The 24,699-nt window shown below is 61.2% G+C and carries 18 protein-coding genes and 2 pseudogenes; 12 read left to right on the top strand and 8 right to left on the bottom strand.

What is annotated here, in order from left to right:
- The first annotated feature begins 252 nt into the window (after window positions 1-252).
- On the top strand, window positions 253-693 hold the full coding sequence (locus ACAD63_RS13615; protein ID WP_434032830.1) for a universal stress protein: 441 nt from the start codon (window positions 253-255) through the stop codon (window positions 691-693).
- A 245-nt stretch (window positions 694-938) separates the two neighbouring features.
- Window positions 939-3,683 carry a cation-transporting P-type ATPase gene (locus ACAD63_RS13610; protein WP_135706578.1) on the top strand — a complete coding sequence of 915 codons (2,745 nt, stop codon included), beginning with the start codon at window positions 939-941 and terminating at the stop codon, window positions 3,681-3,683.
- 75 nt (window positions 3,684-3,758) lie between these two features.
- Here ACAD63_RS13610 and ACAD63_RS13605 read toward each other — a convergent pair whose 3' ends face one another.
- Entirely contained in the window at window positions 3,759-4,457 is a 699-nt protein-coding gene (locus ACAD63_RS13605; protein ID WP_133093150.1) for a potassium channel family protein, read from the bottom strand.
- A complete protein-coding gene (locus tag ACAD63_RS13600; RefSeq protein WP_434032829.1) occupies window positions 4,447-5,775 on the bottom strand; it encodes a TrkH family potassium uptake protein in 1,329 nt (442 codons plus the stop codon). Before ACAD63_RS13600 ends, ACAD63_RS13605 begins: the two co-directional genes overlap by 11 nt.
- Window positions 5,776-6,052: 277 nt before the next feature.
- Between ACAD63_RS13600 and ACAD63_RS13595 the strand changes: the two are divergent.
- Window positions 6,053-6,259, top strand: a pseudogene (locus tag ACAD63_RS13595) (H-NS histone family protein).
- Here ACAD63_RS13595 and ACAD63_RS13590 read toward each other — a convergent pair.
- Window positions 6,219-6,473 carry a hypothetical protein gene (locus ACAD63_RS13590; protein ID WP_167884640.1) on the bottom strand — a complete coding sequence of 85 codons (255 nt, stop codon included), beginning with the start codon at window positions 6,471-6,473 and terminating at the stop codon, window positions 6,219-6,221. The pseudogene ACAD63_RS13595 and the gene ACAD63_RS13590 overlap by 41 nt on opposite strands.
- 123 nt (window positions 6,474-6,596) lie before the next feature.
- Between ACAD63_RS13590 and ACAD63_RS13585 the strand changes: the two genes are divergently transcribed.
- The 4 genes and pseudogenes from ACAD63_RS13585 (at window position 6,597) to ACAD63_RS13570 (ending at window position 10,120) form a co-directional block, all read left to right on the top strand.
- On the top strand, window positions 6,597-8,189 hold the full coding sequence (locus ACAD63_RS13585) for an aspartate:alanine exchanger family transporter (RefSeq protein WP_434032828.1): 1,593 nt from the start codon (window positions 6,597-6,599) through the stop codon (window positions 8,187-8,189).
- 50 nt (window positions 8,190-8,239) lie between these two features.
- The gene (locus ACAD63_RS13580; RefSeq protein ID WP_133093147.1) at window positions 8,240-9,235 is read left to right on the top strand and encodes a 2-hydroxyacid dehydrogenase; all 996 of its coding nucleotides are present in this window, start codon (window positions 8,240-8,242) and stop codon (window positions 9,233-9,235) included.
- Window positions 9,236-9,295: 60 nt separating this feature from the next.
- Window positions 9,296-9,769: pseudogene (locus ACAD63_RS13575) on the top strand (IS110 family transposase); the annotation flags it as partial.
- A 60-nt stretch (window positions 9,770-9,829) separates the two neighbouring features.
- Window positions 9,830-10,120 (top strand): excalibur calcium-binding domain-containing protein, encoded by a 291-nt coding sequence (locus ACAD63_RS13570; protein ID WP_133093146.1) that lies wholly within the window; start codon window positions 9,830-9,832, stop codon window positions 10,118-10,120.
- 521 nt (window positions 10,121-10,641) lie between these two features.
- Here the strand turns inward: ACAD63_RS13570 and ACAD63_RS13565 are convergent.
- The 4 genes from ACAD63_RS13565 to ACAD63_RS13550 form a co-directional block, all read right to left on the bottom strand.
- Window positions 10,642-11,664 carry a LacI family DNA-binding transcriptional regulator gene (locus ACAD63_RS13565; RefSeq protein ID WP_434032827.1) on the bottom strand — a complete coding sequence of 341 codons (1,023 nt, stop codon included), beginning with the start codon at window positions 11,662-11,664 and terminating at the stop codon, window positions 10,642-10,644.
- 175 nt (window positions 11,665-11,839) lie between these two features.
- The gene (locus tag ACAD63_RS13560) at window positions 11,840-12,823 is read right to left on the bottom strand and encodes a tripartite tricarboxylate transporter substrate binding protein (protein WP_434032826.1); all 984 of its coding nucleotides are present in this window, start codon (window positions 12,821-12,823) and stop codon (window positions 11,840-11,842) included.
- A 61-nt stretch (window positions 12,824-12,884) separates the two neighbouring features.
- A complete protein-coding gene (locus ACAD63_RS13555) occupies window positions 12,885-14,108 on the bottom strand; it encodes a CaiB/BaiF CoA transferase family protein (RefSeq protein ID WP_434032825.1) in 1,224 nt (407 codons plus the stop codon).
- Window positions 14,109-14,136: 28 nt separating this feature from the next.
- The gene (locus ACAD63_RS13550; protein ID WP_434032824.1) at window positions 14,137-15,738 is read right to left on the bottom strand and encodes an FAD-binding oxidoreductase; all 1,602 of its coding nucleotides are present in this window, start codon (window positions 15,736-15,738) and stop codon (window positions 14,137-14,139) included.
- Window positions 15,739-16,654: 916 nt separating this feature from the next.
- Here ACAD63_RS13550 and ACAD63_RS13545 point away from each other — a divergent pair.
- From ACAD63_RS13545 to ACAD63_RS13525, 5 genes are all read left to right on the top strand, one after another.
- Window positions 16,655-17,794: a hypothetical protein gene (locus tag ACAD63_RS13545; RefSeq protein ID WP_243736794.1), complete on the top strand. Its 1,140-nt coding sequence runs from the start codon at window positions 16,655-16,657 to the stop codon at window positions 17,792-17,794.
- A gap of 374 nt (window positions 17,795-18,168) precedes the next feature.
- Window positions 18,169-19,176 (top strand): LacI family DNA-binding transcriptional regulator, encoded by a 1,008-nt coding sequence (locus ACAD63_RS13540; RefSeq protein WP_133093140.1) that lies wholly within the window; start codon window positions 18,169-18,171, stop codon window positions 19,174-19,176.
- Between the two features lie 203 nt (window positions 19,177-19,379).
- Window positions 19,380-20,615 carry an FAD-dependent oxidoreductase gene (locus ACAD63_RS13535; protein WP_434032823.1) on the top strand — a complete coding sequence of 412 codons (1,236 nt, stop codon included), beginning with the start codon at window positions 19,380-19,382 and terminating at the stop codon, window positions 20,613-20,615.
- A complete protein-coding gene (locus ACAD63_RS13530) occupies window positions 20,612-22,297 on the top strand; it encodes a dihydroxy-acid dehydratase (protein ID WP_133093138.1) in 1,686 nt (561 codons plus the stop codon). Before ACAD63_RS13535 ends, ACAD63_RS13530 begins: the two co-directional genes overlap by 4 nt.
- A gap of 23 nt (window positions 22,298-22,320) precedes the next feature.
- Window positions 22,321-23,295, top strand: coding sequence for a Bug family tripartite tricarboxylate transporter substrate binding protein (locus ACAD63_RS13525; RefSeq protein ID WP_434032822.1), 975 nt, complete (start codon window positions 22,321-22,323; stop codon window positions 23,293-23,295).
- A 387-nt stretch (window positions 23,296-23,682) separates the two neighbouring features.
- Here ACAD63_RS13525 and ACAD63_RS13520 read toward each other — a convergent pair whose 3' ends face one another.
- Window positions 23,683-24,681: a tripartite tricarboxylate transporter substrate binding protein gene (locus tag ACAD63_RS13520; RefSeq protein WP_434032821.1), complete on the bottom strand. Its 999-nt coding sequence runs from the start codon at window positions 24,679-24,681 to the stop codon at window positions 23,683-23,685.
- Window positions 24,682-24,699 lie beyond the last annotated feature (18 nt).

Raw genomic sequence — 24,699 nt, 5'->3', positions numbered from 1 at the left:
CGGCCCCATTGATCCATGCTGTAATCCGACCCCCGCTGACCCGCATGGCTGGAAGCCTGCCTCCAAGCTGGCTCGACGCACTGGGGACGCATATCGTGCCCTCGGGGTACCGGGGCGCGGATCGGCGAGTCTATCCGGCCGTCCACGACTGGCTGGTAAACACCCCAAATCAGCCTTGGCCCGGGCGCAGTGCATGCCCGCTGCCGGCACGATTTCTTACGCAAGTTGTTTCCGGATGAACAGGAGGGTGTGATGACCGTAGTTGTACTCCCGACCGATGGTTCATCTTTCAGCGCTGCAGCGGCACGGAGGCTGCTTCTCCCCGGCCTTTTCGAGCGGCCCCTGGCGGTGCATATGGTTCACGCATCGCCGGAAATTGTGGGAAGGCCGCAGGCTTACTTCTCGAAGGAGCAGATCGACCAATGGGCCGACGAGGCAGCGGAGGAAGCCTTCGCTGCATTGCGTCCGCTACTCCAATCGGCAGATGTCATCGTGACAGAGCATCGCCGCACGGGTGAACCTGCCGAAGTCATTGTGGAACTCGCCCGCGCCTGTGGGGCGGATGCAATCGTGATGGGTACCCATGGCCGAGGTGCATTCCTGGCAGCGGTATTGGGCTCGGTCGCCTCACGCGTAGTGGCGACAGCAACGGTTCCGATTTTGCTGGTGCCGAAGAAAGTCGAAAGCTCTTAAGAATGCCGACTTGAGTCTTCGAGACCCCCGCAGTCATTCGTGTCGAAGGATGACGGCAAGAGTTTGATGCCGGGCGCTCGTCCGCCGCTCCATTGTGGTCGGGCGGACCGAAATGTCGTTCAAACGGTCGGCCAGGAGCCAGCGATGAAATGATCCCCACTTCACTTCGAGGCAATGCGTGGGCGCCGCGCCTGCCATGAAAGCTAGCGGCAAGCGACACCGAAAAAGAAGCAAAAAGGACTGTCATGAGAAAGTCAAATGCGGAAGGGGTTCAGGTTTCCTGGCATAGCATTTCCATAGCGACCGCCCTCAACAAACTGGAGACATCCACCACAGGCTTAAGTCAAACCGAAGCGCAGGCGCGACTGAAGGATTTCGGGGTCAACCGCTTGCCAGAAACATCGCGTCGCAGCGCATCTGCTCGCTTCCTGCTCCAATTTCATAATGTCCTGATCTATGTACTGATTGGCTCTGCTGCGATAACGGCTTTCTTGGGGCACTGGATTGATACCGGAGTGATTTTGGCGGTTGTCATTGCGAACGCTGCGATCGGCTTCATTCAGGAAGGCAAGGCGGAAAAAGCCATGGATGCTATTCGCCATATGCTGGCACCGAGAGCGAATGTGATTCGCGGAGGCGAGCGCGTCAGCGTTGAAGGTGATAACCTCGTCCCCGGCGACATCGTGCTGATAGAAGCGGGCGACAAAGTCGCTGCCGATCTGCGTCTTATCACCGCGCACGTTCTGTTAGCGCAGGAGGCGATTCTCACCGGAGAATCCGTGCCTGTTGTAAAACGAAGCGAGGCTGTCCTGGCCGACGCGCCACTTGGGGATCGCGCTTGCATGGCGTTTTCCGGCACCCTGATCGTCAGCGGCCAGGGCAAAGGCGTTGTCGTAGCGACCGGAGCTCGAACCGAAATCGGGCATATCAGTAACCTCCTTTCCGAGGTTGAAACCCTCACCACCCCCTTGGTCAAGCAGATGGGTGCCTTTGCAAAATGGCTGACTATTTGCATTCTGCTGATTGCTGCATTGCTGATTACATATGGTTATTTCGTAGGTCATCACGAATTCAGCGAAGTGTTCATGGCGGTAGTAGCATTGGCGGTGGCTGCAATCCCGGAGGGTCTACCCGCAGTGCTGACCATCACGCTCGCTGTTGGGGTGCAAGCGATGGCCCGGTGCAATGCCATCGTGCGTCGCTTGCCTGCCATTGAGACGCTTGGCTCAGTATCTGTCATATGCACTGATAAGACCGGTACGTTGACCCGGAATGAGATGATGGTGGCTTCCGTACTGACCCATCAACATCGCTTTGCGCTGGACGGCGATGGCTATTCCCCAGAAGGCGAACTCAGGCTTGAAGAAGTGCGGGTGTCCCCGCTTGAGCATCAGGTGCTTGAGGAACTCGCCCGTGCTGCCGTGCTGTGTAACGACGCGGCACTCCATCAGAAAGATGGCATTTGGCATGTGGAGGGCGACCCGATGGAAGGGGCGTTGCTGGCCTTTTCCGGAAAGATGGACGTAGATGCGCGTAACCAGCAAGGGGCGTGGGCGCGAACCGACGCGATCCCCTTCGATGCAAAACACCGATTCATGGCAACACTCAACCATGATCACGATCGCCACGCCTTCGTATTTGTCAAAGGTGCGCCCGAGAGGATACTGGCTATGTGCCAGAACCAGCGCGGACCGGACGGAACAATCGAGCCACTCGACGCCGATTACTGGAATGAAAACGCAGAGCTCATTGCGACGCAAGGGCAGCGCGTACTGGCCTTTGCTTTGCGGTCAGTAGCCCCGACGCAAACCGTGCTGGAACATGCCGATGTAGAAGGCAAGCTGACCATGCTCGGCATGGTGGGAATGATGGATCCACCGCGCGCCGAAGCCGTTACCGCGGTCTCGGAATGCCATGCAGCAGGTATCCGCGTCAAGATGATCACGGGAGACCATGCCAAAACCGCCGCCGCGATCGGTAAGCAGATCGGGCTGCAAAACCCGCATACCGTGCTGACAGGGGTTGATTTGGGCGCGATGGACGATGCCGCGCTGCGGCAAGTGGCGTTGAGTTGCGACATCTTTGCCCGCACCAGTCCGGAGGACAAGTTGCGGCTGGTGATGGCGCTGCAATCCCATGACATGACAGTAGCCATGACCGGCGATGGCGTAAACGATGCGCCCGCTTTGAAACGAGCCGATGCGGGGATCGCCATGGGGAAGAAAGGTTCGGAGGTCGCCAAGGAATCTGCCGAATTGGTATTGGCGGACGACAATTTTGCCTCCATCGTCGCCGCTGTACGCGAAGGCCGTACCGTATACGACAACATCAAGAAGGTTATTAGTTGGACCTTACCTACCAATGCCGGTGAAGCCATGACGATTGTGGTAGCGCTGCTTTTCGGTTTGACGCTACCCATCACGCCCGTCCAGATACTCTGGATCAATCTGATCACGGCCATCACGCTGGGCATTGCATTGGCTTTTGAGCCGACGGAAGAAGCTACCATGCGCCGCGCGCCTCGATCGCGCGCGGAGCCTCTGTTGAGTGGTGTACTGGTATGGCATATCGTGCTGGTTTCTGTGCTGTTCCTTTGCGGTGTCTACGGTGTTTTCTCATACGCGTTGGACCAAGGCCACTCCTTGGAACTGGCACGTACGCTGGCCGTGAATACGCTAGTCGTGATGGAGATTTTCCACTTGTTCTTCATCCGCAATTTCTACAGCACGTCTTTAACATGGAAAGCCGTGCGCGGCACAAAGGTGGTATGGGCGGTGGTTGCTGCCATCACGGCGGCACAATTTGCCATTACCTACATGCCTGCGTTGCAAGACGTGTTCGCCACTGAATCTGTGCCGTTTTGGGACGGCGTGCTGGTGATCGGTATAGGCATCGCACTATTCGCTATAGTGGAAACAGAGAAACAGATTCGACTTCACCTACGGCCGGTCAACCTGCATGGGACGGGTCAGGCAAGGGGCGTGGATTGAACCATGACCCGTCTCCGAATTCGGCCTTCTTCTACCCGCTTACGGTCGAAGCCGTAGTCTGGCACCCATGCGCAGCTATCGCTTTTCTGCGCTGCCCGCGAAGTGTTCGATTTTTTTTGTCGGTCCCGAGACGACCAGCAAGTCTCCCGGCTGGATCAGGGTGGTGGCTGTCGCGTGCTCAAACTCTTCGTTGGCACGCTTGATGCCAACCACCGTGACGCCGAAATGCTCACGTACCCTGGACACCAACAGCGTCTTGTTGTGGGTTGACGCCGGCGCATGGATCCTGGCGATGGCAAAGCCATCGTCGAATTCGATGAAATCGATCATTCGGCCGGTGATCAGATGCGCAACTCGCGCCCCCATGTCCGCTTCCGGATAGACGACGTGGTGCGCGCCGATGCGTTGCGCGATCTGGCCATGTTCAGCGGTAAACGCCTTGACCCAGATATCCTTGATCTCAAGCTCGGTCAGCGTCATCAAGGTCATCAGGCTGGAAGACATGTCTGTACCAATCCCGACAATGGCGTGTGAGAAATCGGCCACGCCGAGCTGGCGCATCACGTTCACATCGGTGGAGTCGGCCTGGACGGCGCAGGTCAACGCATTCGACCAGCGCTGCACAAGCTCGGCATCCTTGTCTATGCCCATGACATCGTGGCCCAGGCGGATGAGCGATTGCGCCACCGAGCTGCCAAAGCGGCCAAGCCCGATCACGACGACGCTGTCGCCTGCAGAGAAGGCGAACTGCTCGGTAAACAATCTAGCCAACAATTGGGTGCTCCTCCGGGTAACGGTATGGTGTGCGATGTTCGCCCAGCGCCAGGGATACCGCGAGCGTAATGGTGCCGACCCGGCCGGCGTACATGAGCGCTATCAGCGTAAGCTGGCCGGAAGCGGGAAGGTCGGCCGTGATACCAGTCGACAAGCCAACTGTACCGAAAGCTGAAATCACTTCGAAGATGACTTGATCGGTCGGCAACTCGGTAACGAACAGGATGGTCAGCGTTCCCAGCGTAATCAAGGCGCTTCCCAACGCCAGCACGGTGATCGCCTGCCGCTGCGCCGAGCCGCTGACGCGCCGCCCGAATGCCTCGCTGTCGACGCGCCCGCGGATCTCGGCAATCACCAACAAGGCCAGGATGGCGACGGTGCCGACTTTGACGCCGCCGGCAGTACTGGCACTGCCTCCGCCGACGAACATCAGGAAGAAATGCAGCGCCAGGCTTTCATGAGTCAGCGCGCCGATGTCGATCGAGTTGAATCCGGCAGTACGGGCGGAGACAGAGGCAAACGCTGCGGACAGCAGCTTCCCGGCAGGCGGCATCGCGCCGAGCGTTTTTGGGTTATTCCATTCGAACAATAGCAGGCCAAGAATGCCCGTGACCAGCAGCACCGCCGTAACCGACAAGGTGAGCTTGCTATGCAGGGACCATCGACGCGGATCGGATGCCTTGTTCCGCAAGTCGTGCAGCACAGGAAACCCGATGCCGCCTACGACGATCGCCGCCATCACCGGTCCCAGCATCCACAGGTCGGCCGCATAGCGCGTCAGGCTGTCTGCGTGGGTCGAGAAGCCAGCGTTGTTGAAGGCTGAGATCGAATGAAACAAGCCATTCCATGCTGCCTCGGGCCAGGGAAGGGCGTACGTGAGATGCAGCCTCGAGGCTAGCCACATCGCGATGACCATCTCGAAGCTCAACGTCACCACCAGCACCAGCCTGGCCACGCCGGCGATGTCGCCCAGCCCGATCGCATGGGTTTCGACCTGGGCAATCAGCTTGGTCCGCAATCGCAGCGAGCGATTGACCATCAGGCCAAGCAGCGTAGACGCGGTCATCATGCCAAAGCCGCCAAGCTGGAATAGCACCATGATGACCGCCTGGCCGAAGCCGGACCAGTAAGTTCCTGTATCCACGACCACCAGGCCAGTCACGCAGACGGCCGAGACTGCGGTGAAGAATGCGATCAGCCAGGGCGCGCTCCCGCCATCGACTCGGGACCAGGGCAACATCAGGAGCACGCTGCCTGCCACGATGGCCAGCAGGAAACCCAGGGCAACGGTCCGGGTTGGATGCAGAGATGGTCTCATTCCGGAATTGTGTCCTGAAATGTGTCACAAATCCACGTTTCCGAACGGACCGCCCCGCGTCCGAGCGGGCCTACTCCCCGGATAGCTGCCCCCAGCAACCGGCCTGGCGCTCGTTGAGCAAAATTGGCTGGTCATAGAAGATGCCCCACCGATCGCGAACGTGAGTGTACATCCCGATTGAAGCAGTTTCCAACGACATCATGTCTGACGAGGCGAGATCGGAACGCCCCCAATACTCAGTGAGCGGGCGGCAGCGATCCGCCGGATCCATGCGGAGATGGCTGACTACGGGCTGACCATGGAGGAGCTGGCAGCGGCGGGGTGCTTCGATCGCCGCCCCCTCCGCCACCCCACCCGCGCCGCCGCCGGTGGTCTGCTACCGCAACGCCGCGCGGCAGAGTTGGGACGGGCAGGTGACATGCCCGACTGGCTGCGGCGCGCGGTCAATGCGGGGCAGAGTAAGGAATGTTTTCGGGTTGGGTAACGCCGCCAGCTATCGGGGCTTCAATAGCCCCCAACTCTGCCAAACCTGCAATCGGCCCTCCGTCAGCCTGCGGCGGGACGCGCGAGCAAGTTTGATAGCCCCGCTGCCGCGCCGCTTCAATTCTTGAATTCGTGCGGCGCATCGTATATTTTCGAGGGGCATTCCAGTGGTTGCTGCCGCGCCGGCCGGTGCCTGTCACGATGATCGGATTCATACAAGCCACCACTCGATAACGCATGCCCGGAACAAGGGCTGTCAACCCCGTCCGCGCAGTGCGCCCGTGACCCTGCGCGGATGCTTATCGCTGCCCGCTCCTGCCCATCAGAAAAGAGCTGCCATGGATGCAGTCCGGACATTGCTCGAAACCCAACCGCTGCTCACGCTGTTCCTCACGGTTGCACTGGGCTATGTCTTCGGCGAGATCAATATCAAGGGCGTGTCGCTCGGTTCGGGCGCGGTGCTGTTCGTGGGGCTGGCGATCGGCGGGTTCGCGCCGAAGTCTGCGCCGCCTGCCATCCTTGGCACCCTAGGGCTGCTGCTCTTTCTCTATGGCATTGGGATCCAGTACGGGGAGCAGTTTTTTAAGGGTCTGACCAGCCCCGATGGCATCAAGGCCAACGCCGCTGCGGTCCTTGGCGTGGTTGGCTCCGGACTGGTCGCGGTTGCGTTGGTGCCGCTGGTCGGCGTGAAGCTAGACGAGTCGCTAGGCATGTTCGCCGGCGCGGGCACCAGCACGGCAAGCTTGCAGGCCGCGATGGCGGCAATGAAGAGCGACGGCGCCGCGGTGGGCTACAGCGTCGCATACCCGGTCGGCGTGGCAGGGCCGATCCTGTTTCTGTATGCCCTCACCGCGCTGCTCAAGCCAAATATCGTGCGGCCGCCGCCAAAGCTGATCGAGACCGCCGAGATTGTGCTGTCAAACGCGGCGTTTATCGGCGCGCGGCTGTCGGAGCTCGTAGCCTGCCTGCCGGACGGGGTGGCGATTGCCGCCGTGCGTCGCGCCCACCATAACCAGCCGTCCGCCGACGACATGGTCCTGCAGGCCAACGACGTGCTGCTCGCGACCGCCACCGACCCGGCCGTGCTGCGTGAAGCCACCTCGCTGTGCGGGGAACTGCAGCCGGGCCGCATGACGAGCCATCGCGAAGACCTGGACTATATGCGCGTGTTTGCCTCAAGCCGGCTCGTGGTCGGGCACAGGCTGCGCGATATCCGTTTTCCCGAAGGCATGGTCTGCTCGATCGCCCACGTGCGGCGCGGCGATGCCGACCTGATGCCCAGCGACGACCTCATCCTCGAGTTCGGTGACCGTGTCGGCCTGCTGGTCAATCGCGCCCACATGAAGCCGATTCGCGTGCTGTTCGGCGACTCCATCAAGGGCACCGCCGAGCTGAGCTTTATCTCGATCGGCATCGGCGCTGCCCTCGGGCTGCTGGTCGGGCTGATCCCGGTGCCGATTCCCGGCGTCGGCACGCTGGCGCTGGGGCTCGCCGCGCTGCTGCTGGTAGCCCTTGTGCTCGGCCAGGTGCGCCGTTTCGGGCCGTTCGTCTGGACCATGCCGCTGTCGGCCAACCTGGTCCTGCGCAACTTCGGGCTGACCATCTTCCTCGCCCAGGTGGGCATTGCATCCGGGCCGAAGTTCTTCGCCACCATCGGCGTGACCGGGGTGTCCTTCCTGCTCTATGGCGTGGTGATCCTGCTCGCCCTGCTGCTGATCACTGCGATCTTCTGCCTCTGGGTCTTCAGGCTGCCGTTCGACCTGGCGGTGGGCGTGATCTGCGGTGCGACCGGCAATCCCGCCATCCTTGCCTTTGCCAACCGCGTCGCGCCCACCGACCGGCCCGACCTCGGCTACTCGATGATCTTCCCGTCTATGACCATCGTGAAAATCCTGTTCGTACAGGTCGCCGCCACACTGGCTGGCGGATAGTGGCGCAACCTGGGCGAAGCGCGCCATGCGATTCGCCGCGGAGACACATCATGGAAATCGCCGTCTTCAGCGCAAAGTCCTACGATCGTCAACATCTCGACGCCGCGAATGCGGCGCAAGGCCATCGGCTCAAATACTTCGAAGTCCCCCTGGACAGTGAAACGGTGGGCCTCGCCGCCGGCCACGGCGCCGTCTGCATCTTCGTCAATGACCGGGCCGATGCGACTGTGCTGGAAGCGCTCGCGCGCGGCGGCACCAAGCTGGTCGCGCTGCGCTGCACCGGGTTCAACAACGTCGACCTGAAAGCCGCGCAGGCGCTCGGCATCAAGGTAGTGCGCGTGGTCGACTACTCGCCAAATTCGGTCGCCGAGCATGCTGTGGCGCTGCTGTTGGCGGTCAACCGCAAGATCCACCGGGCCTACAACCGCACGCGGGATTTCAATTTCTCGCTCGAAGGCCTGATGGGCTTCGACCTGTACGGCAAGACCGTGGCCGTGATCGGCACCGGCAAGATCGGGCGCGTGTTTGCGAAAATCATGGTCGGCTTCGGCTGCAACGTGATCGGCTACGACAAGTACCCATCGCCGGAGTTCGAGGCCCTTGGCGGCCGCTACGCGGACGAGGGAGAAATCGGCGCAAGCGCGGACTGCATCTCGCTGCACTGCCCGCTCACGCCCGAGACCCATCACATCATCAACGCCGAAACGCTGGCGCGCGCCAAGCGCGGCGCCCTGCTGATCAACACCAGCCGCGGCGGGCTGATCGACACGGAAGCAGTCATCGAAGCGCTCAGGAGCGGGCAACTCGGCGGGCTGGCGATCGACGTGTACGAGCAAGAGGCGGAGCTGTTCTTCCGCGACCTGTCCGGCACCATCGTCGACGACGCCGTCATGCAGCAGCTAATCACGTTTCCTAACGTGATCGTGACCGGGCACCAAGCCTTCCTCACGCGCGAGGCCGTGACGACCATTTGCGAAACAACCTTGCGCAGCGTGACGGAGTTCGAAAGCGGCAAGCCGCTCACGAACGAAGTCGGCCCCAGTTGAACACGGCTGTCGGCCTCATGTCGCGCCCCGCTAGTGGCTTAAACCGCCCCCCGAAAAGCCCGCCGCCCAATCCACGATCACGCCGACGCGGCGGCCATCTGCGAGGCGGTGACGCGGCCGAGCATGCGCTTTGTGCCGGTCAAGGACGAGCACCAGCAAGCAACCCTGAGCTTGCATCGAACCCGACAGGGATTCGTAGAAGAGCGTACCGCTACTTACTACCGCCTGCGGGGGTTGCTGGCCAAATTCGGTGTGGTATTGCCGCAGAAGCCGGAGCGACTGCGCAAGGAGATCGGCCCCCATCTGGAAGCCTTGCCCGGCTGGGCGAATCGATGCATCCAGGACCTGCTGAGCCATGCGGGCAGGCTGGAGGAGAAGCTGGACGAATATGATCAAGCTATCAGCGAGATTGCGCGTGAAGGCGAGCGCAGCAAGCGCCTGATGCAGCTGCGTGGGGTCGGGCCGACTAAGGCTATGGGCTGTCAATTGCACATCAGTTCCTCCTGGAACCTTATCCGGGTAGGGCGGCAGATCGACTACGATGTTGTTGTGGCATGCTTGCAGTTGGATAAAAAAAGCAGGGTTGGGGTCAACATGTACAAGAGCTTGCTGCTAGTCGCGGCCGCCGCGGCCGTTTTCATCTACTACAAAACTCACGCGCCGCTGGACAATGTGGGAGTCGCCGCCGAGCCACAGTCGATCGCGGTTTCGATTATTGCCCCAACGCCGGAACCAGTCTTCCGCTGCGAGGGCAAACAGCACTGTAGCCAGATGTCTTCCTGCGCGGAAGCCCGCTTCTACCTAAAGAACTGCCCAGCGGTAAAAATGGACGGCGATAGTGACGGTATTCCATGTGAGACGCCGCCTCTCCAGTGCACGTTTTGACATGCTAATGAGGTAGTTCGTGCGCTGCCATTTTCTACGAAGACGCGGGGCGGCAGGGGCCGGTTTGCGCAGCCCCGATCCGCCCCACTATGGATGGGTGCTGGCAACTTGCCCCAGGGCTTAGCATCGCCCTCAAACAAGAAGAAGAGGGTCACAAGTGAAAGCAATCCTAGGGCTGGCATTCCTTTTCAATCAATGCGGGATCAAGATGCCGGCCACAGTTTTGCCTAGGTGCACAAACTGGAGCACCGCCCGACCGATCGGATGTTGAATTTTCTGCTATCGGACGGCGGGGATACCGTACGATCTGCGAGCTCGGCTTTGGTGACCGCGGTGGTCCACCTGGGCGGAAGCCGTGCCTGCCCACGATTCCGGCATGCCTGCCGCGCGGCAAATGGAGGCCCAGACGCCTTGCGCCGTGACGCCGGCGGAGGGGCGCTCTCGCGGTCACGGCTGGCGGAAGTCCGCACGGCGTGCGCCCCCTACAATTTGGAGCGCTGTTTTTCCGCGCCCGCACGGGACTAAGGCGCCACTACGATTTTCACCGCAGCAGTACTTTCCCGAACGATCAGCTCCGGCTCGAATTCGTCCTGCAGATCTTCCCGCCGTGCCGCGCCTTCTATCTGCGCAATAATGTTCCTCGCGGTCAGTTCGCCGATACGCACGGGATTCGACCGCATGGTTGTCAGGGTAGGCGTGATAAGTTCTGCGACCTGCCAGTCCCCGAAACCGGTCACGGAGATATCGTCCGGAATGGACCGGCCCAGAGCGCGGCACTCGGCGATGGCGGCGACCGCGATGAAGTCGTTTATGCAGATCAGTGCGGTAGGCCGATGTGGACTGGTCAGACAGGCGCGCGCTGCGGCGCGGGCCGGCTCGACCTCATAGGGCGTGGGCAGGACCAGTTCCTCGCGCAGTGCGATGCTATGTTCGCTGAGCACGTCCTTGACGCCTTCCAGCCGCTGGACCGACAGATGCTGGGTGTTCAGCGGCCCCGGGAGGACGGCGAATTCGCGGTGCCCAAGGCCTATCAGATAGGCGGTCAGCCGCCGCATCGCGAGCCGGTTGTCGTAGCCAACCGTCGGATGGCTGCCTTCGCGATCCGTTGCCCACATCAGCACATAGGGGACATTGTGCTTATGGATAAGGGAGAAGACGTCGGGGTGGTGCTGCGAGCCGATGATGGCGATGCCGTCCACGCGCCGCTCCAGCATTTCCCGCGCACAGCGCAACTCGATTTCGCTGTTGTCGCGATGGCACGTCAGAAGAACGGTATAGCCGAGCGCTTCGAGCTGCTTCTCCAGGGTGTCCACGGCTCTTGCGTACAGTTCGTTCATCAGCGTCGGCGCAATGATGCCGATGGACATGGTCCGTCCCGAACGCAGGATCCGGGCAGCGGCAAAAGGCACGTAGTCGAGGCTGGCAATCGCTTCCTGCACGCGCTTCAGAGTCTCAGGCCGCAGCAGTTCGGGTGCCGACAACGCGCGCGATACGGTGGCAGAAGACACGCCGGCAAGGAGAGCGACCTGTTTCACGTTGACCATATTCGGCATGCCTCGAAAGCGAAGGGAAGAGTAAGGTTGGAATGAAGGATGAGCCCATCCAAGGGTGCCCTGGCGGCCCAGCCTGACGCCGCATTGTATCGTCGGGCGGCAAGTCCGCTGGCCAGGAACGCCACGCAAGCGCCGGTCGAGGCAATGCGACCGGCGCTTGCCGCGGCTAGTCGAGCCGCACCTTCGCAGAGTCCGCAACCTTCTTCCATTTGGCGAGTTCGGCGCGAAGGAAGGCGTCAAACGACTCCGGCGTGCCGCCGACGATCTCGGCGCCCTGAGCCAGCAGCTTCTCCCGAATGTCCTGATATTGCAGCGCCTTGTTGAACTCAGCATTCATCTTGGTGATGATGGCCGCCGAGGTGCCCGTCGGCACCATGAAGCCGCCCCAGGATACGGCCTCATAGCCGTTAATGCCCAGTGCTTCGTCTACCGTGGGAACATCCGGCAAGGACGGGAGGCGCTTCTTGCTGGTGACCGCAAGCGCGCGTAGCTTGCCGCTTTTGACCTGCGGCATGCCGGCCAGGGCCGTCGGCAGCGCGACATGGATCTGCCCGCCCAGCACGTCGGTCAAGGAGGGTGCGTCGCCCTTGTAAGGGACATGCGCCATCTTGACGCCCGCCATGGTATTGAGCAGCTCGCCCGCGAGGTGGTTGCTCGCCCCGTTGCCTGCCGAGCCGAAGGTGATCTCGCCAGGCTTATCCTTGGCCATGGCGATCAGTTGCCTCAGATCCTTGATGGGGGAGTTCGCCGCCGTGACAATGACCAGCGGAACGCTAGTCGCCAGGATCACGGGCGCGAAATCCTTGACCGAGTCATAAGGCAATTTCGAATAGACCGCAGGATTGATCGCATTCGGACCAAGGTTGGCCATCAGCACCGTATATCCGTCCGCGGCCGATTTCGCCACGAGTTCGTTGGCAATGATGCCGTTGGCCCCCGGCCGATTCTCGATGACGACCGATTCTCCCCAGGCCTGGCTAAGCTTTGTGCTCAGCAGCCTGGCGGTGACATCCGAAGCGCCGCCGGGCGGATAGGGCAGGACCACGCGGACCGGCTGGACGGGCCAGTCCTTGGCCGCCGCGTGCTGCCACGCGGAGATCGCTGCCAGGCAAAGCAGGGCGGCGGACGCTTGTCGTAGATATCGATGCATGATGGGTCTCCTGTCTCCTGATGCGATCCTGCTTCGGGACCGCGCTTGTGCTACCTGCGGTTCAAATCGTTCCTCCCTTGCGCAATCCCGAGATCCGGTCCGCGGACCAGCCGAGGTCGCGGCTCAGGATGTCGTCCGTATGCTCGCCGAGCACTGGCGGGGCACGCCGATAATCGACAGTGGAGCGGGAGAACTTGATTGGGTTGGCGATCTGCGGCGCGATCGCTCCGCTTCCATGGGGAAGCGAGAACACCATGCCGCGCGACTGCACTTGCGGATCCGACAAGGCCTGCGGAATCGTATGGATTGGTCCGCACGGCACGCCGGCGGCTTCCAGTCCGACCAGCCAGGTTGCCGTGTCGCGGCCACGGAATCGGTCCGCCAGCAAGAACACCAGGCTCTCGCGGTGCTTCAGGCGCGCGGCGTTGGTCGCGTAGCGCTCGTCGCGTGCCAGTTCGCCCTGGTCCAGTGCGCCGCACAGCGCGCCGAACTGCCGGTCGTTGCCGACGGCAACGATCAGCGCGCCATCGCTGGTCGCGAACGATTGGTAGGGCGCGAGGTTCGGATGGGCGTTACCCCAACGTCGTGGCTCGGAACCCGCTACCAGGTAGTTGGAAGCCTGGTTCGCAAGCCACGCGACCTGCGTGTCGAGCAGGCTCATGTCGATGTACTGGCCGCGTGCGCTCTCGACCCGTTCGAACAAGGCGCTGACGATGGCCACCGATGCGTACATCCCTGTCATCAGGTCCGAGATAGGTACGCCGCATTTCTGCGGCCCTCCGCCGGGGAGATCGTCGCACTCGCCGGTGATGCTCATGAGCCCGCCCATGGCCTGTACAACGAAGTCGTAGCCGGCCCGGTGACTGTAGGGCCCGGTCTGCCCGAAGCCGGTGATCGAACAGTACACCAGGCGTGGATTGAGCTCCGCCAGCGTGTCGTAGTCCAGGCCATAGCGCCGCATGTCGCCGCATTTATAGTTCTCGACGAAGACGTCGGCCGTCTTCGCCAGTTCGCGAAGCACGGCCTGTCCCTCCTCGCTGCTGACGTCCACGGTGATCGAGCGCTTGCCACGATTGGCGCAAAGAAAATAGGCCGACTCAGCCGTCAGGGTGCCGTCTTCCCGGGCAAGGAAGGGCGGCCCCCAGGCGCGCGTATCGTCCCCGCTGCCGGGCCGCTCCACCTTGATCACGTCGGCACCGAGGTCCGACAGCAACTGGGTGCTCCACGGTCCCGCAAGGATGCGGCTCAGGTCGAGCACCCGGATGCCTTCCAAAGGTCCTGCCATGGTTTTGCCTCCTGTGAATGCCCGAGCTTCAGCTCGGGTCGAACAGCACGCCGGGATTCAGGATCTGCTTCGGGTCGAACGCTTGCTTTGCCGCCTTCAGTGCGGTGCAGAACAGCTCGGGCCGCTCCTTGTCATACCAGGGACGATGGTCCCGTCCGAGCGCGTGGTGGTGGGTGACGGTGCCGCCGGCGTCCACCATGGCCTGTTCCGCCACCCGCTTGATTGCCATGTACTGCTCGGGAATGCGGGCCTTGTCCCCATAGGCAAACCAGGTGAAGTAAGGCGCAGGGCCGTCCGGATACAGGTGGGTGAAGCGGCAGGTCACGGAGCCCGGGCGGCCCGTCACTTCGTGGATGATGCGATGAGTCTCGGCCTTGACGTGCTGGTGAAGTGAGGCGAAGCGGTCCCACGTGACGGCTGTTTCCATGGTCTCGCGCATGACGCCGCGTGCAATGGCGTACTCGCGCAGATAAGGTCCGCGCAGGAACTTGTTGCGCCAGCTTGCCGTGGCCGAATCGGCACCTTCCTCCTTGGTTGCCGCAGCGGTATCCCACTCGCCGGCGCATGCTGCGCAGATCTCCAGCGCGCGCGCCATCCACGCATCGACCGGGTGATCCGCCGACTCGAAGCCCAGCACGAGGATGTCATAGGTGCCGTCGCTTGAGCCGGTGTAGGCTGCCTCCTCCCGCTCGACCAACCGCGCGTTCGCGGGGTTCAGGCCCGACTGGGACAGCAGCCGCGTCGCCTCCACGGCCTTCGCATAATCGCGGAAGCGCACCGTGGTCTGCTTGCGGAAGATTGGGCGGCGGTGCAGCTTGACCCAGGCCTCGGTAATGACGCCAAGCGCGCCCTCCGAGCCCAGAAACAGCCGGTCGGGATTGGGGCCCGAGCCCGATACTGGAAAGCGGCGCGACTCGATATTGCCCGCGGGGGTCACGACCTTTAGGCTTTCGATGTGGTCGTCGATCTGCGTGTATGCAGTGGCGAAATGCCCGGCAGCGCGGGTCGCGATCCAGCCCCCCAGCGACGAGAACTCCCATGCCTGCAGGAAAAAGCGCATGGTCAGCCCGGTCGGCTTGAGCTGGCGTTCCAGGCTCGGCCCGAGCACCCCGGCCTGGATGCGCGCGGCTTGCGAGGTCTGGTCGACTTCCAGCACCTTGTCGAAGTGTTTGAGGTCGAGCGTGAGGACGCCACGGTACCGGTCGTGCTCCGGGGGGTTCACCCCGCCGACCACGCTGGAGCCGCCGCCGTAGGGAACAACGGCGAGCTGTTGGCGGCCGCACCAGTCGAAGAGATCGACGATCTCCTGTTCGGTCTTGGGATACGCGACGACGTCTGGCGGATTCGGGAACTCCTTCCGAATGGCCCGCGCCACGTCCACCGTACCGGCGCCATAGGTGTGATAAAGGCGGTCGTAGTGGTCGGTCGTGCAGATCTCGCGCAGCGTTGCCGGCGGCTGAACGCGCGGCGCGCGAAGCTCGATTTCGTCCGCAGTGGGAAAGGGCATGGCCTCGAAATGCTCGACACCTAGCAGGCGGCTCCACGCGGCCTCGAACTCCGAGATTTCCTCCGGCGTAACGGTGTCCCCTTCGTAGCCCCAGCCATAAAACTTCCGACGGCGTTCCTGCATGTCGATGTCTCCTTCGTGGTTTCCGTTAAATGTAATCGATTACATTTCAGTGAAAAAAATATTGCCAGGCCGCAGAGTGGATGGCAAAACTGGCAATGCAATCGATTACATCATCCTAGGTGAAGGGAGAACAATGTCAAGGACGAAAGGGGGATTTTCAGCAGCGGCGGGACGACGATGAGGGGTGGCCGGGTTTCGAAAATATGTGAGGCGTCACATATTTGCGAATCCAGGGCGTCCCTCTTAGTACTGTGTGCCACAAACTGTGGCGTCGGAATCGGCCCCGCACGCTAGCGCGCCCCATGGATTTCCAACAATGAGTGCCGGCCGACGCCAGGCGACACCGCGCGCTGGCCGAGTTGATGAATGCCGGATCGATAGGCCTCACGCGAGGAGCGAATGAAAACTGCCGACGTCAAATTCCTGGTGCGAGAAGTACTGAACACCTTGCCCACACCATACACGGAACACGTCAACTACCGGGATGAGCTTGTAATGCTGGTGATGGAGGGATGTCTCCGGAAAAGGCGTTCCAAATGGTTCTGAAGGCGCATATGCTGTGAGCGTTGGCGGGAAGGGAGGCAGCATTGGAAATCGATCCCCGAGCACATGCACTGACCCACCTCATTGAGTATCCACCCTCGTTTACCCTGCATGCCGGCAACGAGGCGATGCTAACCTTAGCGCTGGACGCGAGCGGGGTTACTGCGCCATATCGACTCAAAGCCCAATGGCAGCATGTGGGTGCGTGCGCCCCGCGTGCCGCGAATCACTCGTGGCTCGGCGGGGCGTGGTGCGGGCGCACTCGAGTGTTCGCATTGGTTAGCCATTGGGCGCCCATGAATCGTCACGCGACGTTCAGGTTGCGTAAGGCACGCACTGGCCGAGGGCTGGGGGAATAATGAGAACGAGGCTGGTGCTCTGGTTCGTCGCTGTAGCGATTCTATCGCCACGGTTGGCCCTTGCCACCGAATTCGGCAGTAAGGGCGGGCCGGAGCCCGCCAACATTGAGCAGATCGCAGCAAGGCTTCGCGAGGATCCCTATGATCTGGAGTTGCTGATCAGCTTTGGCACGTCCAAACGCGGATCGGCCGGCCATATCGCACTGGCGCTCCGTGACGATCTGGCTGGCGACGAGGTGGTGTATTCGGCCAACTTTTATGCGGACCGAGACATCAAGCACGCGAGCGGCTACTACAACGCCGATCTGATGATCGCCATACCCAAGCAGGAATATCTGTTCAAGACAATCTCCACGGTCGCCGAGACAGCATCGTTTGGGCTGGACTTCGGCGAAATCTACAAGCGCTCAGTCATCGGTGTGCGTGTCTACGGCGTGCCAGCGGCGGAAAGGGCGGCACTGGCAGCTTTTTTCCGGCGCATCAACGAAGACTATCACCAGCAGCGTAGTAACACCGAGTATCACCGAGGCCAAGTAAAGTACGACTACCTGCGCCTAAACTGCGCCAAGACCATCGGCGCCGCCTTCAGGTTTGGGGCTGGCTACCGCGACCTGGAGGTGACCAGCGCGAGAGTTCTTTCAGGACGGCGCGTGGTGGCGGCAGCCACCGCCAACGTCCCTACCGATATGGCGATGAAGCTCATCAAGGAGTGGGGCCGGCGCAAGTACAGCATGGACGTGGTGCTGTATAAAAAGTACCGGGGTTCGGCCTATGTCGACCCACAAGAGGAAGAGAAAGTGGCCTTCAAGGACTTGCCCGACCGCTTTCCCTCGGTCCTGTCGCTAGACTTCCGCCGCGACGCCGGGGCTTACCAAGACTACGACAACCTTCTGGCGATGTACCTCCTTTTCAACCTCGGCAGGTACAGCGTTCGTGTCAACGAACAGACGATGCTACTCGAAATCGAGAAATCGAAGGACCCCATGCCCTATCCCGAGGCGCTGAAGCTCGCGACCCGCGACGCCAGGGCCGACAGCGAAAACTACCGGCGCCAGGTCGAGTTCCGCCCGAGCGGCGAGAGGATCGGCGAGGCGCCGGACAACACGCACCTCTACCACTTCACCGATGATGCGGCTGGACGGACGGGGCGCTAGCTGGGGCTGGCCAGTTTCAATCACGAAAGTATTGGATTGTGACGAGGGACCCCGCGGACAGTCGACGGTCGTCTCTAGCCGACCCGTTTCTGCCGTTTGGTACGCCCAATCCAAACGACAATAATGCTCGACTGAGCGGTCATCACTATATGCCCGTGGGGTTTCCCGGCCGTGGTCGATACCCATCAAATAATGGTTTCGGAAGGTCACCTATCGCGTCTTCGCAATACACTTTGCCGCGCCGCGCAGAACCATTCCGATCGGTTTATCAAAGTAGCCTGTGGGCCACCGGCACTGTCGATATCGTGGCGGCCTCGAAGGGTTCGTTTAGAATCCGGGGCATTTACAGAAATGTGTGCAGTTCCTACCTCACCATGAGCAAGAGGCTTACCAGCATCGACATTGCCAACTTGGCAGGGGTTTCGCAAACGACCGTCTCCCGTGTGCTTCAGGATTTGCCATCGGTGAAGCCGGAGACCAAGGCGCGGGTCTTGAAGGTCATACAAGACCACGAGTATTCGCCCAGTGCCGCAGCTCGACAGATGAAGACGCGTCGCAGCGGGACGGTTGCGGTCGTCATCGCGAGCCTGTCTAACCCGTTGTACCCGATGCTGCTCCAACTGTTAGTTGAGCGGCTCGCTAGTCGGGGCTTCCGCACAACGGTCTGGGAGCTTGAAGGAAAGATGGACGAGGCAACGGTACGTGCGCTTGCCGAAAGCGCAACCGATGGCGTCATCTTTGCCGCCGCGCTGGATGAATCCAGGGAGATGCTGACCCGAGTCGCGGCCGAGAAGCCGATCATCCTGATCAATCGCTCTGTCGAAACAGACTTGTTCGACACGATCGTGAGCGACAACTATGCCGGCGGCCGGCGGGTTGCAAACTATTTCGTGTCCGCGGGCAGAAAGTGCATTGGATTGATCTCAGCCGCGTCCAGCAAGAGTTCCAAGGCAAGCACGATTCGCGAACGCGAGCGAGGCTTTATGGAAGGCCTTGGCGAATTGAGCCAGGGGAACGCATTTGTGCGGGCTGATGCCGCCGACTTTAGCTACGACAATGGCTTTCGAGCGATGCAGACACTGCTCGCAGAACGCCCTGATGTCGATGCAGTGTTTTGCACAAATGACATTGTTGCGATCGGTGTCCTGGATGCCGCCCGGCGCAGTGGCAAGCAAGTCCCGAACGACATTTGGATCGTCGGCTATGACGATATTCCCATGGCGCGGTGGGAGTGCATCAGCTTGAGCACTGTCCAGCAGCCCTTGCCAGCCATGGTTGAGCAGGTAGTAGACCGGCTCCAGCGTCGTATGACTTCGCCGGAATTGGCCCCGCACACGTTTGTGCTTCCTAATGACCTCGTATTGCGACGCACAACATCTTGAGCTTGGAAGTTTTGCGATTCTGTTTATAATGACTACGTAACCATAGCGGTGGAAAGCGTGATTCGGGTCGGCGACCCGGCATCACGCATTTTTTCGGGGACAAAATGACTACGTATTCATTGGGGGCGGTGCCCGAGCCAGCTCGGTCTACATCCGTGTTTCGCACTGCAGACGTCTGCGTCGTTGGAGGTGGCGCTGCTGGGGTGGCCGCCGCCATTGCCGCATCGCGGACGGGTGCCAAGGTACTGCTTCTGGAGCGCGAAGGCTTTTTAGGTGGCACCCTGACGTCGGTGAGCTTGGGCAGCATCTGCGGCCTCTACGCGGTCACCGATACAGAGGTACAGCAGATTGTGGGCGGGTTCTGCAACGAAGTCATCGAGCGACTGCGGTCCCTTGACGGCCTCGGTGAAACGACTCGATGGCTCGAGACGGCTTCGTTGCCTTACGATCTGTTCGCCATGAAGGTCGCTCTCGATCAACTCGTCCAGGAAGCAAAGGTCGAGGTCTTGTTTCATGCAATGGTGGTTGGTGTCGCCATGAAAGAGCGCGAACTGGACGCCGTGCTGATCGAGACCAAGGAAGGGCGACTCGCCATCCGGGCAAAGTCGTTCGTGGACTGCTCTGGCGATGCCGACCTGGTGAACTTCGCTGGCGCGCCTTGCGAAATTTCGGAAGGCGATCTTCAGTTTCCTACCACCATGGTGCGGTTCGGCGGCGTAGACACCGACTCGCTGGCCCGCTTGAGCCGTCCGGCTCTTCGCGAAAGGCTTGAGCGGGCTGTCGCCGACGGCTACGACCTTCCTCGCACCGCCGGCGGCGTATTTGCCGAACGGCCAGGGCTTGCGCATCTGAACATCACGAAAGTGGCGGTTGACGGTAAATCGCCCAACCCGTTCGACCTCAGTGTCATGTCACGGGCAGAGATTGCGGGGCGGGAACAAGTCTGCACATACCTGAAGGCATTCCGAAAGTACGTGCCGGGATTCGAGTCGGCTTTCGTCATGGATACGGGCGCGGTGATCGGCATCCGTGAAAGTCGGCGTACCGTCGGAAGCTACGTCCTTACTGACAAGGATGTTCTCGAAGGAGCGCGCTTCGACGATGCCATCGGGTGCTGTGCATGGCCAATGGAGGACCACGCTGCGGGTAGGGCGACCAAATGGATTCGGTTGCCGCCTGGCACGTACTTCCAGATTCCCCTGCGTTCGCTTCTGCTGGAAGGCTTCGACAACCTGATGGTGGCTGGCCGTTGTGCATCGGCCACTCATGGCGCGCAGGCCTCGATCAGAGTAACCGCGCAATGCTTCGCTATGGGCGAAGCGGCCGGGCTTACCGCTGCAACGGCAGCGGCACGCGGCATTAGCGTTCACCATGTTCCGGCGTCCGATATCCAGCAGGTACTGGAAAACAATGGTGCCTTCCTTGGAGCCTTGCAATGAATTCCCCGAAATACCGTAGCAATTTCGCCCCGGGTACGACCCGTTGGGCTCTGCGCAAGGCCCAATGGCAAGCCCTGGGACTGAGCGATGCCGACCTGGACAAGCCGAAGATTGCCGTGGTCAACACCTCGTCGGAGCTGTCGAGCTGCTTCAGTCACCTCGATGGCGTATCCGCCCACGTGAAGGCGGCGATCCGCGCAGCGGGGGGCGTACCCTTCGAGGTCCGCACCGCCGCCCCGAGCGACTTCATTACCAGCGCAGGCAAGCAGGGCCGCTACATCCTCCCGTCCCGCGACCTCATCGTGAACGACATCGAGGTGCAAGTCGAGGGCGCACAACTCGATGGCATGGTCTGCCTGGCTTCCTGCGACAAGACGACGCCCGGACAAATGATGGCCGCTGCGCGGCTAAACATTCCGACACTGGTGGTGATTTGCGGCTATCAGGCCAGTGGTCAGTACAAGGGCGAGCATGTGGACATCGAAGATGTCTTCGAGAAGGTCGGCATGCACGTGACTGGTCAACTCTCCTTCGAAGACCTGGACGGCATGTGCAAGCGCGCCGTGCGCAGCCCCGGTGTGTGCGCTGGTCTTGGGACTGCGAACTCCATGCACATCGTCTGCGAGGCATTGGGTCTGACGCTGCCGGGCGCCAGTCCGGTCCTGGCCAACTCTCCTGCGATGGTCGACCAGGCCCGGGCAGCCGGCGCACGCATTGTCGAGATGGTCAATGAAGGTCTGACGCCCCGCAGCATTCTGACGCCGGCGGCCTTCCGAAACGCCGTGCGCGTCGCATTGGCACTGTCGACGTCGATCAACGTGCTTCGTCACCTGCAAGGTGTTGCGGAGGAAGCCGGAACGGATGTGGATCTCTACGATCTCTTTGACCGGCTTGGCCGCGAGGTGCCGTTGCTTGCGACCGTCAAGCCCAACGGTCCGCACCGTACGGAGGAGCTTGAAGCGGCGGGTGGCACCCTTGCGACGATCAAACATCTGGCGTCCATGATCGAGCAGGAGTGCTTGACGGTCTCCGGCAAGACGTGGAAGGCAATTCTCGACGAATACGAGGCGCCATCGCCGTCGATCCTGCGCACGTTGGACAACCCCATCTCTACGAAGCCGTCGCTGGTCATCCTGAAAGGATCGCTTGCACCGGAGGGTAGCATTCTCAAGCTCGGCAATGCCGGCGAGAAGGCGGAAAGCTTCCGTGGCAAAGCGATGGTGTTTCACTCTCAGGAGGAAGCTATCGCGGCGTTGGCGGATGGACGTATCACGGAGGGGACCGTAGCGTGCCTGCGTGGTATGGGGCCGATTGGCGGTCCAGGCGTGGCCTTGGCGTCGTCATTCGTTGCTGCCGTCGAAGGCGCGGGCTTCAACGGCAAGGTCGCCGTCGTGACGGATGGCCAGCTATCTGGCTTGAACCGCGGTGTCGCGGTCGGTCAGGTGTGCCCTGAAGCCGCAGCCGGTGGCCCCTTGGCTCTTGTCAAGGATGGCGACGAGATCGAGATCGACATCCCCGGACGGCAGATCAACTTGCTTGTCGACGAGAAGGAGATGGCTTCGCGTCGGGTCGACGCAGCACCAATCCAGGGTGCTACGGAGCAAGGCTGGCTGAACATCTACAGCAAGACGGTGAAGCCGCTCGCCAGGGGCGCGGTACTGATTCCCATCCATCCTCGATAAACTAGAATTGAAGGAGACACATCATGAATGCACTCATCAAAACTGCGTGGCGTGCGGCCATCGCTGCTTCGGCCTTGACGTCAGGCATCGCCATGGCAGCCTACCCGGATAAGCCTGTGCGCATTGTTGTGCCATACCCGCCGGGTGGCGCATCCGATACGACCGCGCGTGTGCTGAGCGAAAAGCTGAAGGAAGTCACCGGTGGCACGTTTGTGGTCGAGAACCGGCCCGGCGCAAACGGAAACATCGCGGCTGAGATGGTGGCCAAGTCGCCGGCAGATGGCTATACGCTGCTGATGGCGAACGTCGGCCCGAATGCCATCAGCCAGTCGATCTATCCGCACCTCGGCTACGACGTCAACAAGAGCTTCGCCCCAATCGGGCAAACCACCACCGTGCCGATCGTCCTGGTGGCCGGGCCGAAGGTCAAGGCGGCGGATATCAAGGGGCTGATGGCAGAAGTCAAGGCCAACCCGGGGAAGTACACATTTGCCTCGGCCGGCAATGGCTCCTCCAATCACCTGGTTGGCGAGATGTTCAACTCTGGGCTGAAGATGGACATGATGCACGTGCCCTACAAGGGCGATGGCCCGGCTCTGACCGATGTGATGGCCGGGCAGGTGTCCATGATGTTCACTACGGCCGTCGCTGCGCGTCCGTTCGTGACCGGGGGCAAGCTCAAGCTCATCGCAGTGGCAAGTAAGAAGCGAGTGCCGGCGTTCCCCAATGCACCAACAATCGATGAATCCGTGCTTAAGGGATTCGACGCCTCTTCCTGGGGCGGTCTTGTTGCACCCGCCGGAACTTCGCCAGAAATCATCCAGCAACTGAGTGCTGCACTGATGAAGGTGCTTGCCATGCCGGAAGTGAAGAGCCAGTTGGCGACGCTTGGTGCCGAAGTGGTGGCAACTAAGCCTGATGAGTTTGCACGCTATATCAAGAGCGAAGCCGACAAGTGGGGCGCTGTCGCGAAGTCGGCAAACGTGGTAGCTGAATAAGCCAGCCCGGAATGTGATCGGCCCTTGAGACCTCGCCTGGTCTCAAGGGCCGATCGCGTTTGTCCGGTCGCACTGTACGGGAATTCGGCAAGCAGAGCGGAAAGAGGAAACGGCAAGCAAAAGGCCCTGCAAACATAACCTGCAGGGCTTTTTTGGTTCACGACTGATTCCTGGCCGGTCAAGGGATCTCTGACGCCGCTTCGGGCAGGCTTGCGCAGAAAGTGATCTGGTCCGACAGCTTGCACGGCGCTGCAACGGTTCGCTGCCAACGTTCGCTGACAGATCGGGGATAAACAAAAAGCCCGCCGGACGTACGGCGGGATATTGAAGAATGCTCGCGGATCAGAGCGTGTCCGCTACCGTGCGGACACTTTCTCGACGCAGCAGTTACTCCAATCGGACGTTCGCATCGCGGACCACGCTTCCCCATTTCTGGATCTCGGCTTCCACGAGTGTAGCGAATTTGGTCGGGGAGCTACCCACAACCTCCACACCCTGTTCGCGGAATCGCTTCATGATTTCCGGATCGGCCAATGCCTTCGCGATTTCCTGGTTGAGTTTCTGGACGACCTCCTTTGGCGTGCCAGCGGGTGCCTGAATGCCGAACCAGACGTTTACCTCGTAGCCCGGCACCCCCGATTCAGCGACGGTCGGCACGTCTGGCAGCAGCGTGGATCGCTGCAGACCGGTGACGGCCACAGGTTTGAACTTGCCGGCTCGGATCTGGTTCATCACATTGGGCAAGTTGTCGAACAACACATCGATTTCACCGCCGAGCAGGGCGAGAACAGCCGGGCCACTGCCCTTATACGGGACGTGCGTCAGCTTGGTACCGGTCATCTTCTCGAAGAGCTCCATCGACAGATGATTGGAGGAGCCGGATCCAGTGGAGCCGTAGTTCAGCTTGCCGGGATTCTTCTTGGCAAAATCGACGATGTCCTTGACGGTCGCAAGTCCAAGGTCGTTTCGCGCCACCAGCACGTTCTGGGTGCTGGCAGCCCAGATGACCGGAGAAAAATCCTTGGTCGCGTTGTAGGGAAGCTTCGTGCCGTACAACGCGGGAAGTGCGGCGAACGGCAGGGGCGTAATCAGCAACGTGTAGCCATCGGGAGCGGCTTTCGCAACCATCGAATTGCCGATCAATGTGTTGCCACCTGGCCGATTGTCAACGACCACCGGCTGCTTCCAGAGCTTGGTCAGCTTCTCGCCCACGGTGCGCGCGAGCGTGTCGTTGAAGCCGCCGGGGGTATATGGCACGACGATGCGAATGGGCTTGTCCGGGTACGCATCGCTCGCAGCGCCCATGGCGCCACCGAAGGCGGTCGCGCCGGCGGCGCCCGCCAGAGATGACAGAATCCATTTGCACGCGGTTCTTCTGCTAGGCATCTTTGTCTCCTTCACCAT

The organism is Cupriavidus sp. a3 (assembly GCF_051015765.1).
GTDB classification, from domain to species: Bacteria; Pseudomonadota; Gammaproteobacteria; order Burkholderiales; family Burkholderiaceae; genus Cupriavidus; species Cupriavidus oxalaticus_A.
Note: the sequence above shows the minus strand (reverse complement) of the source record. Positions and strands in the feature narration are given on the sequence as shown.

Excerpts from the sequence above, each read along its gene's own strand:
- ACAD63_RS13615 (WP_434032830.1), top strand. The coding sequence starts at position 253 with ATGACCGTAGTTGTACTCCCGACCGATGGTTCATCTTTCAGCGCTGCA.
- ACAD63_RS13610 (WP_135706578.1), top strand. The coding sequence starts at position 939 with ATGAGAAAGTCAAATGCGGAAGGGGTTCAGGTTTCCTGGCATAGCATT.
- ACAD63_RS13600 (WP_434032829.1), bottom strand. The coding sequence starts at position 5,775 with ATGAGACCATCTCTGCATCCAACCCGGACCGTTGCCCTGGGTTTCCTG.
- ACAD63_RS13590 (WP_167884640.1), bottom strand. The coding sequence starts at position 6,473 with ATGAATCCGATCATCGTGACAGGCACCGGCCGGCGCGGCAGCAACCAC.
- ACAD63_RS13585 (WP_434032828.1), top strand. The coding sequence starts at position 6,597 with ATGGATGCAGTCCGGACATTGCTCGAAACCCAACCGCTGCTCACGCTG.
- ACAD63_RS13580 (WP_133093147.1), top strand. The coding sequence starts at position 8,240 with ATGGAAATCGCCGTCTTCAGCGCAAAGTCCTACGATCGTCAACATCTC.
- ACAD63_RS13570 (WP_133093146.1), top strand. The coding sequence starts at position 9,830 with ATGTACAAGAGCTTGCTGCTAGTCGCGGCCGCCGCGGCCGTTTTCATC.
- ACAD63_RS13565 (WP_434032827.1), bottom strand. The coding sequence starts at position 11,664 with ATGGTCAACGTGAAACAGGTCGCTCTCCTTGCCGGCGTGTCTTCTGCC.
- ACAD63_RS13560 (WP_434032826.1), bottom strand. The coding sequence starts at position 12,823 with ATGCATCGATATCTACGACAAGCGTCCGCCGCCCTGCTTTGCCTGGCA.
- ACAD63_RS13555 (WP_434032825.1), bottom strand. The coding sequence starts at position 14,108 with ATGGCAGGACCTTTGGAAGGCATCCGGGTGCTCGACCTGAGCCGCATC.
- ACAD63_RS13550 (WP_434032824.1), bottom strand. The coding sequence starts at position 15,738 with ATGCAGGAACGCCGTCGGAAGTTTTATGGCTGGGGCTACGAAGGGGAC.
- ACAD63_RS13540 (WP_133093140.1), top strand. The coding sequence starts at position 18,169 with ATGAGCAAGAGGCTTACCAGCATCGACATTGCCAACTTGGCAGGGGTT.
- ACAD63_RS13530 (WP_133093138.1), top strand. The coding sequence starts at position 20,612 with ATGAATTCCCCGAAATACCGTAGCAATTTCGCCCCGGGTACGACCCGT.
- ACAD63_RS13525 (WP_434032822.1), top strand. The coding sequence starts at position 22,321 with ATGAATGCACTCATCAAAACTGCGTGGCGTGCGGCCATCGCTGCTTCG.
- ACAD63_RS13520 (WP_434032821.1), bottom strand. The coding sequence starts at position 24,681 with ATGCCTAGCAGAAGAACCGCGTGCAAATGGATTCTGTCATCTCTGGCG.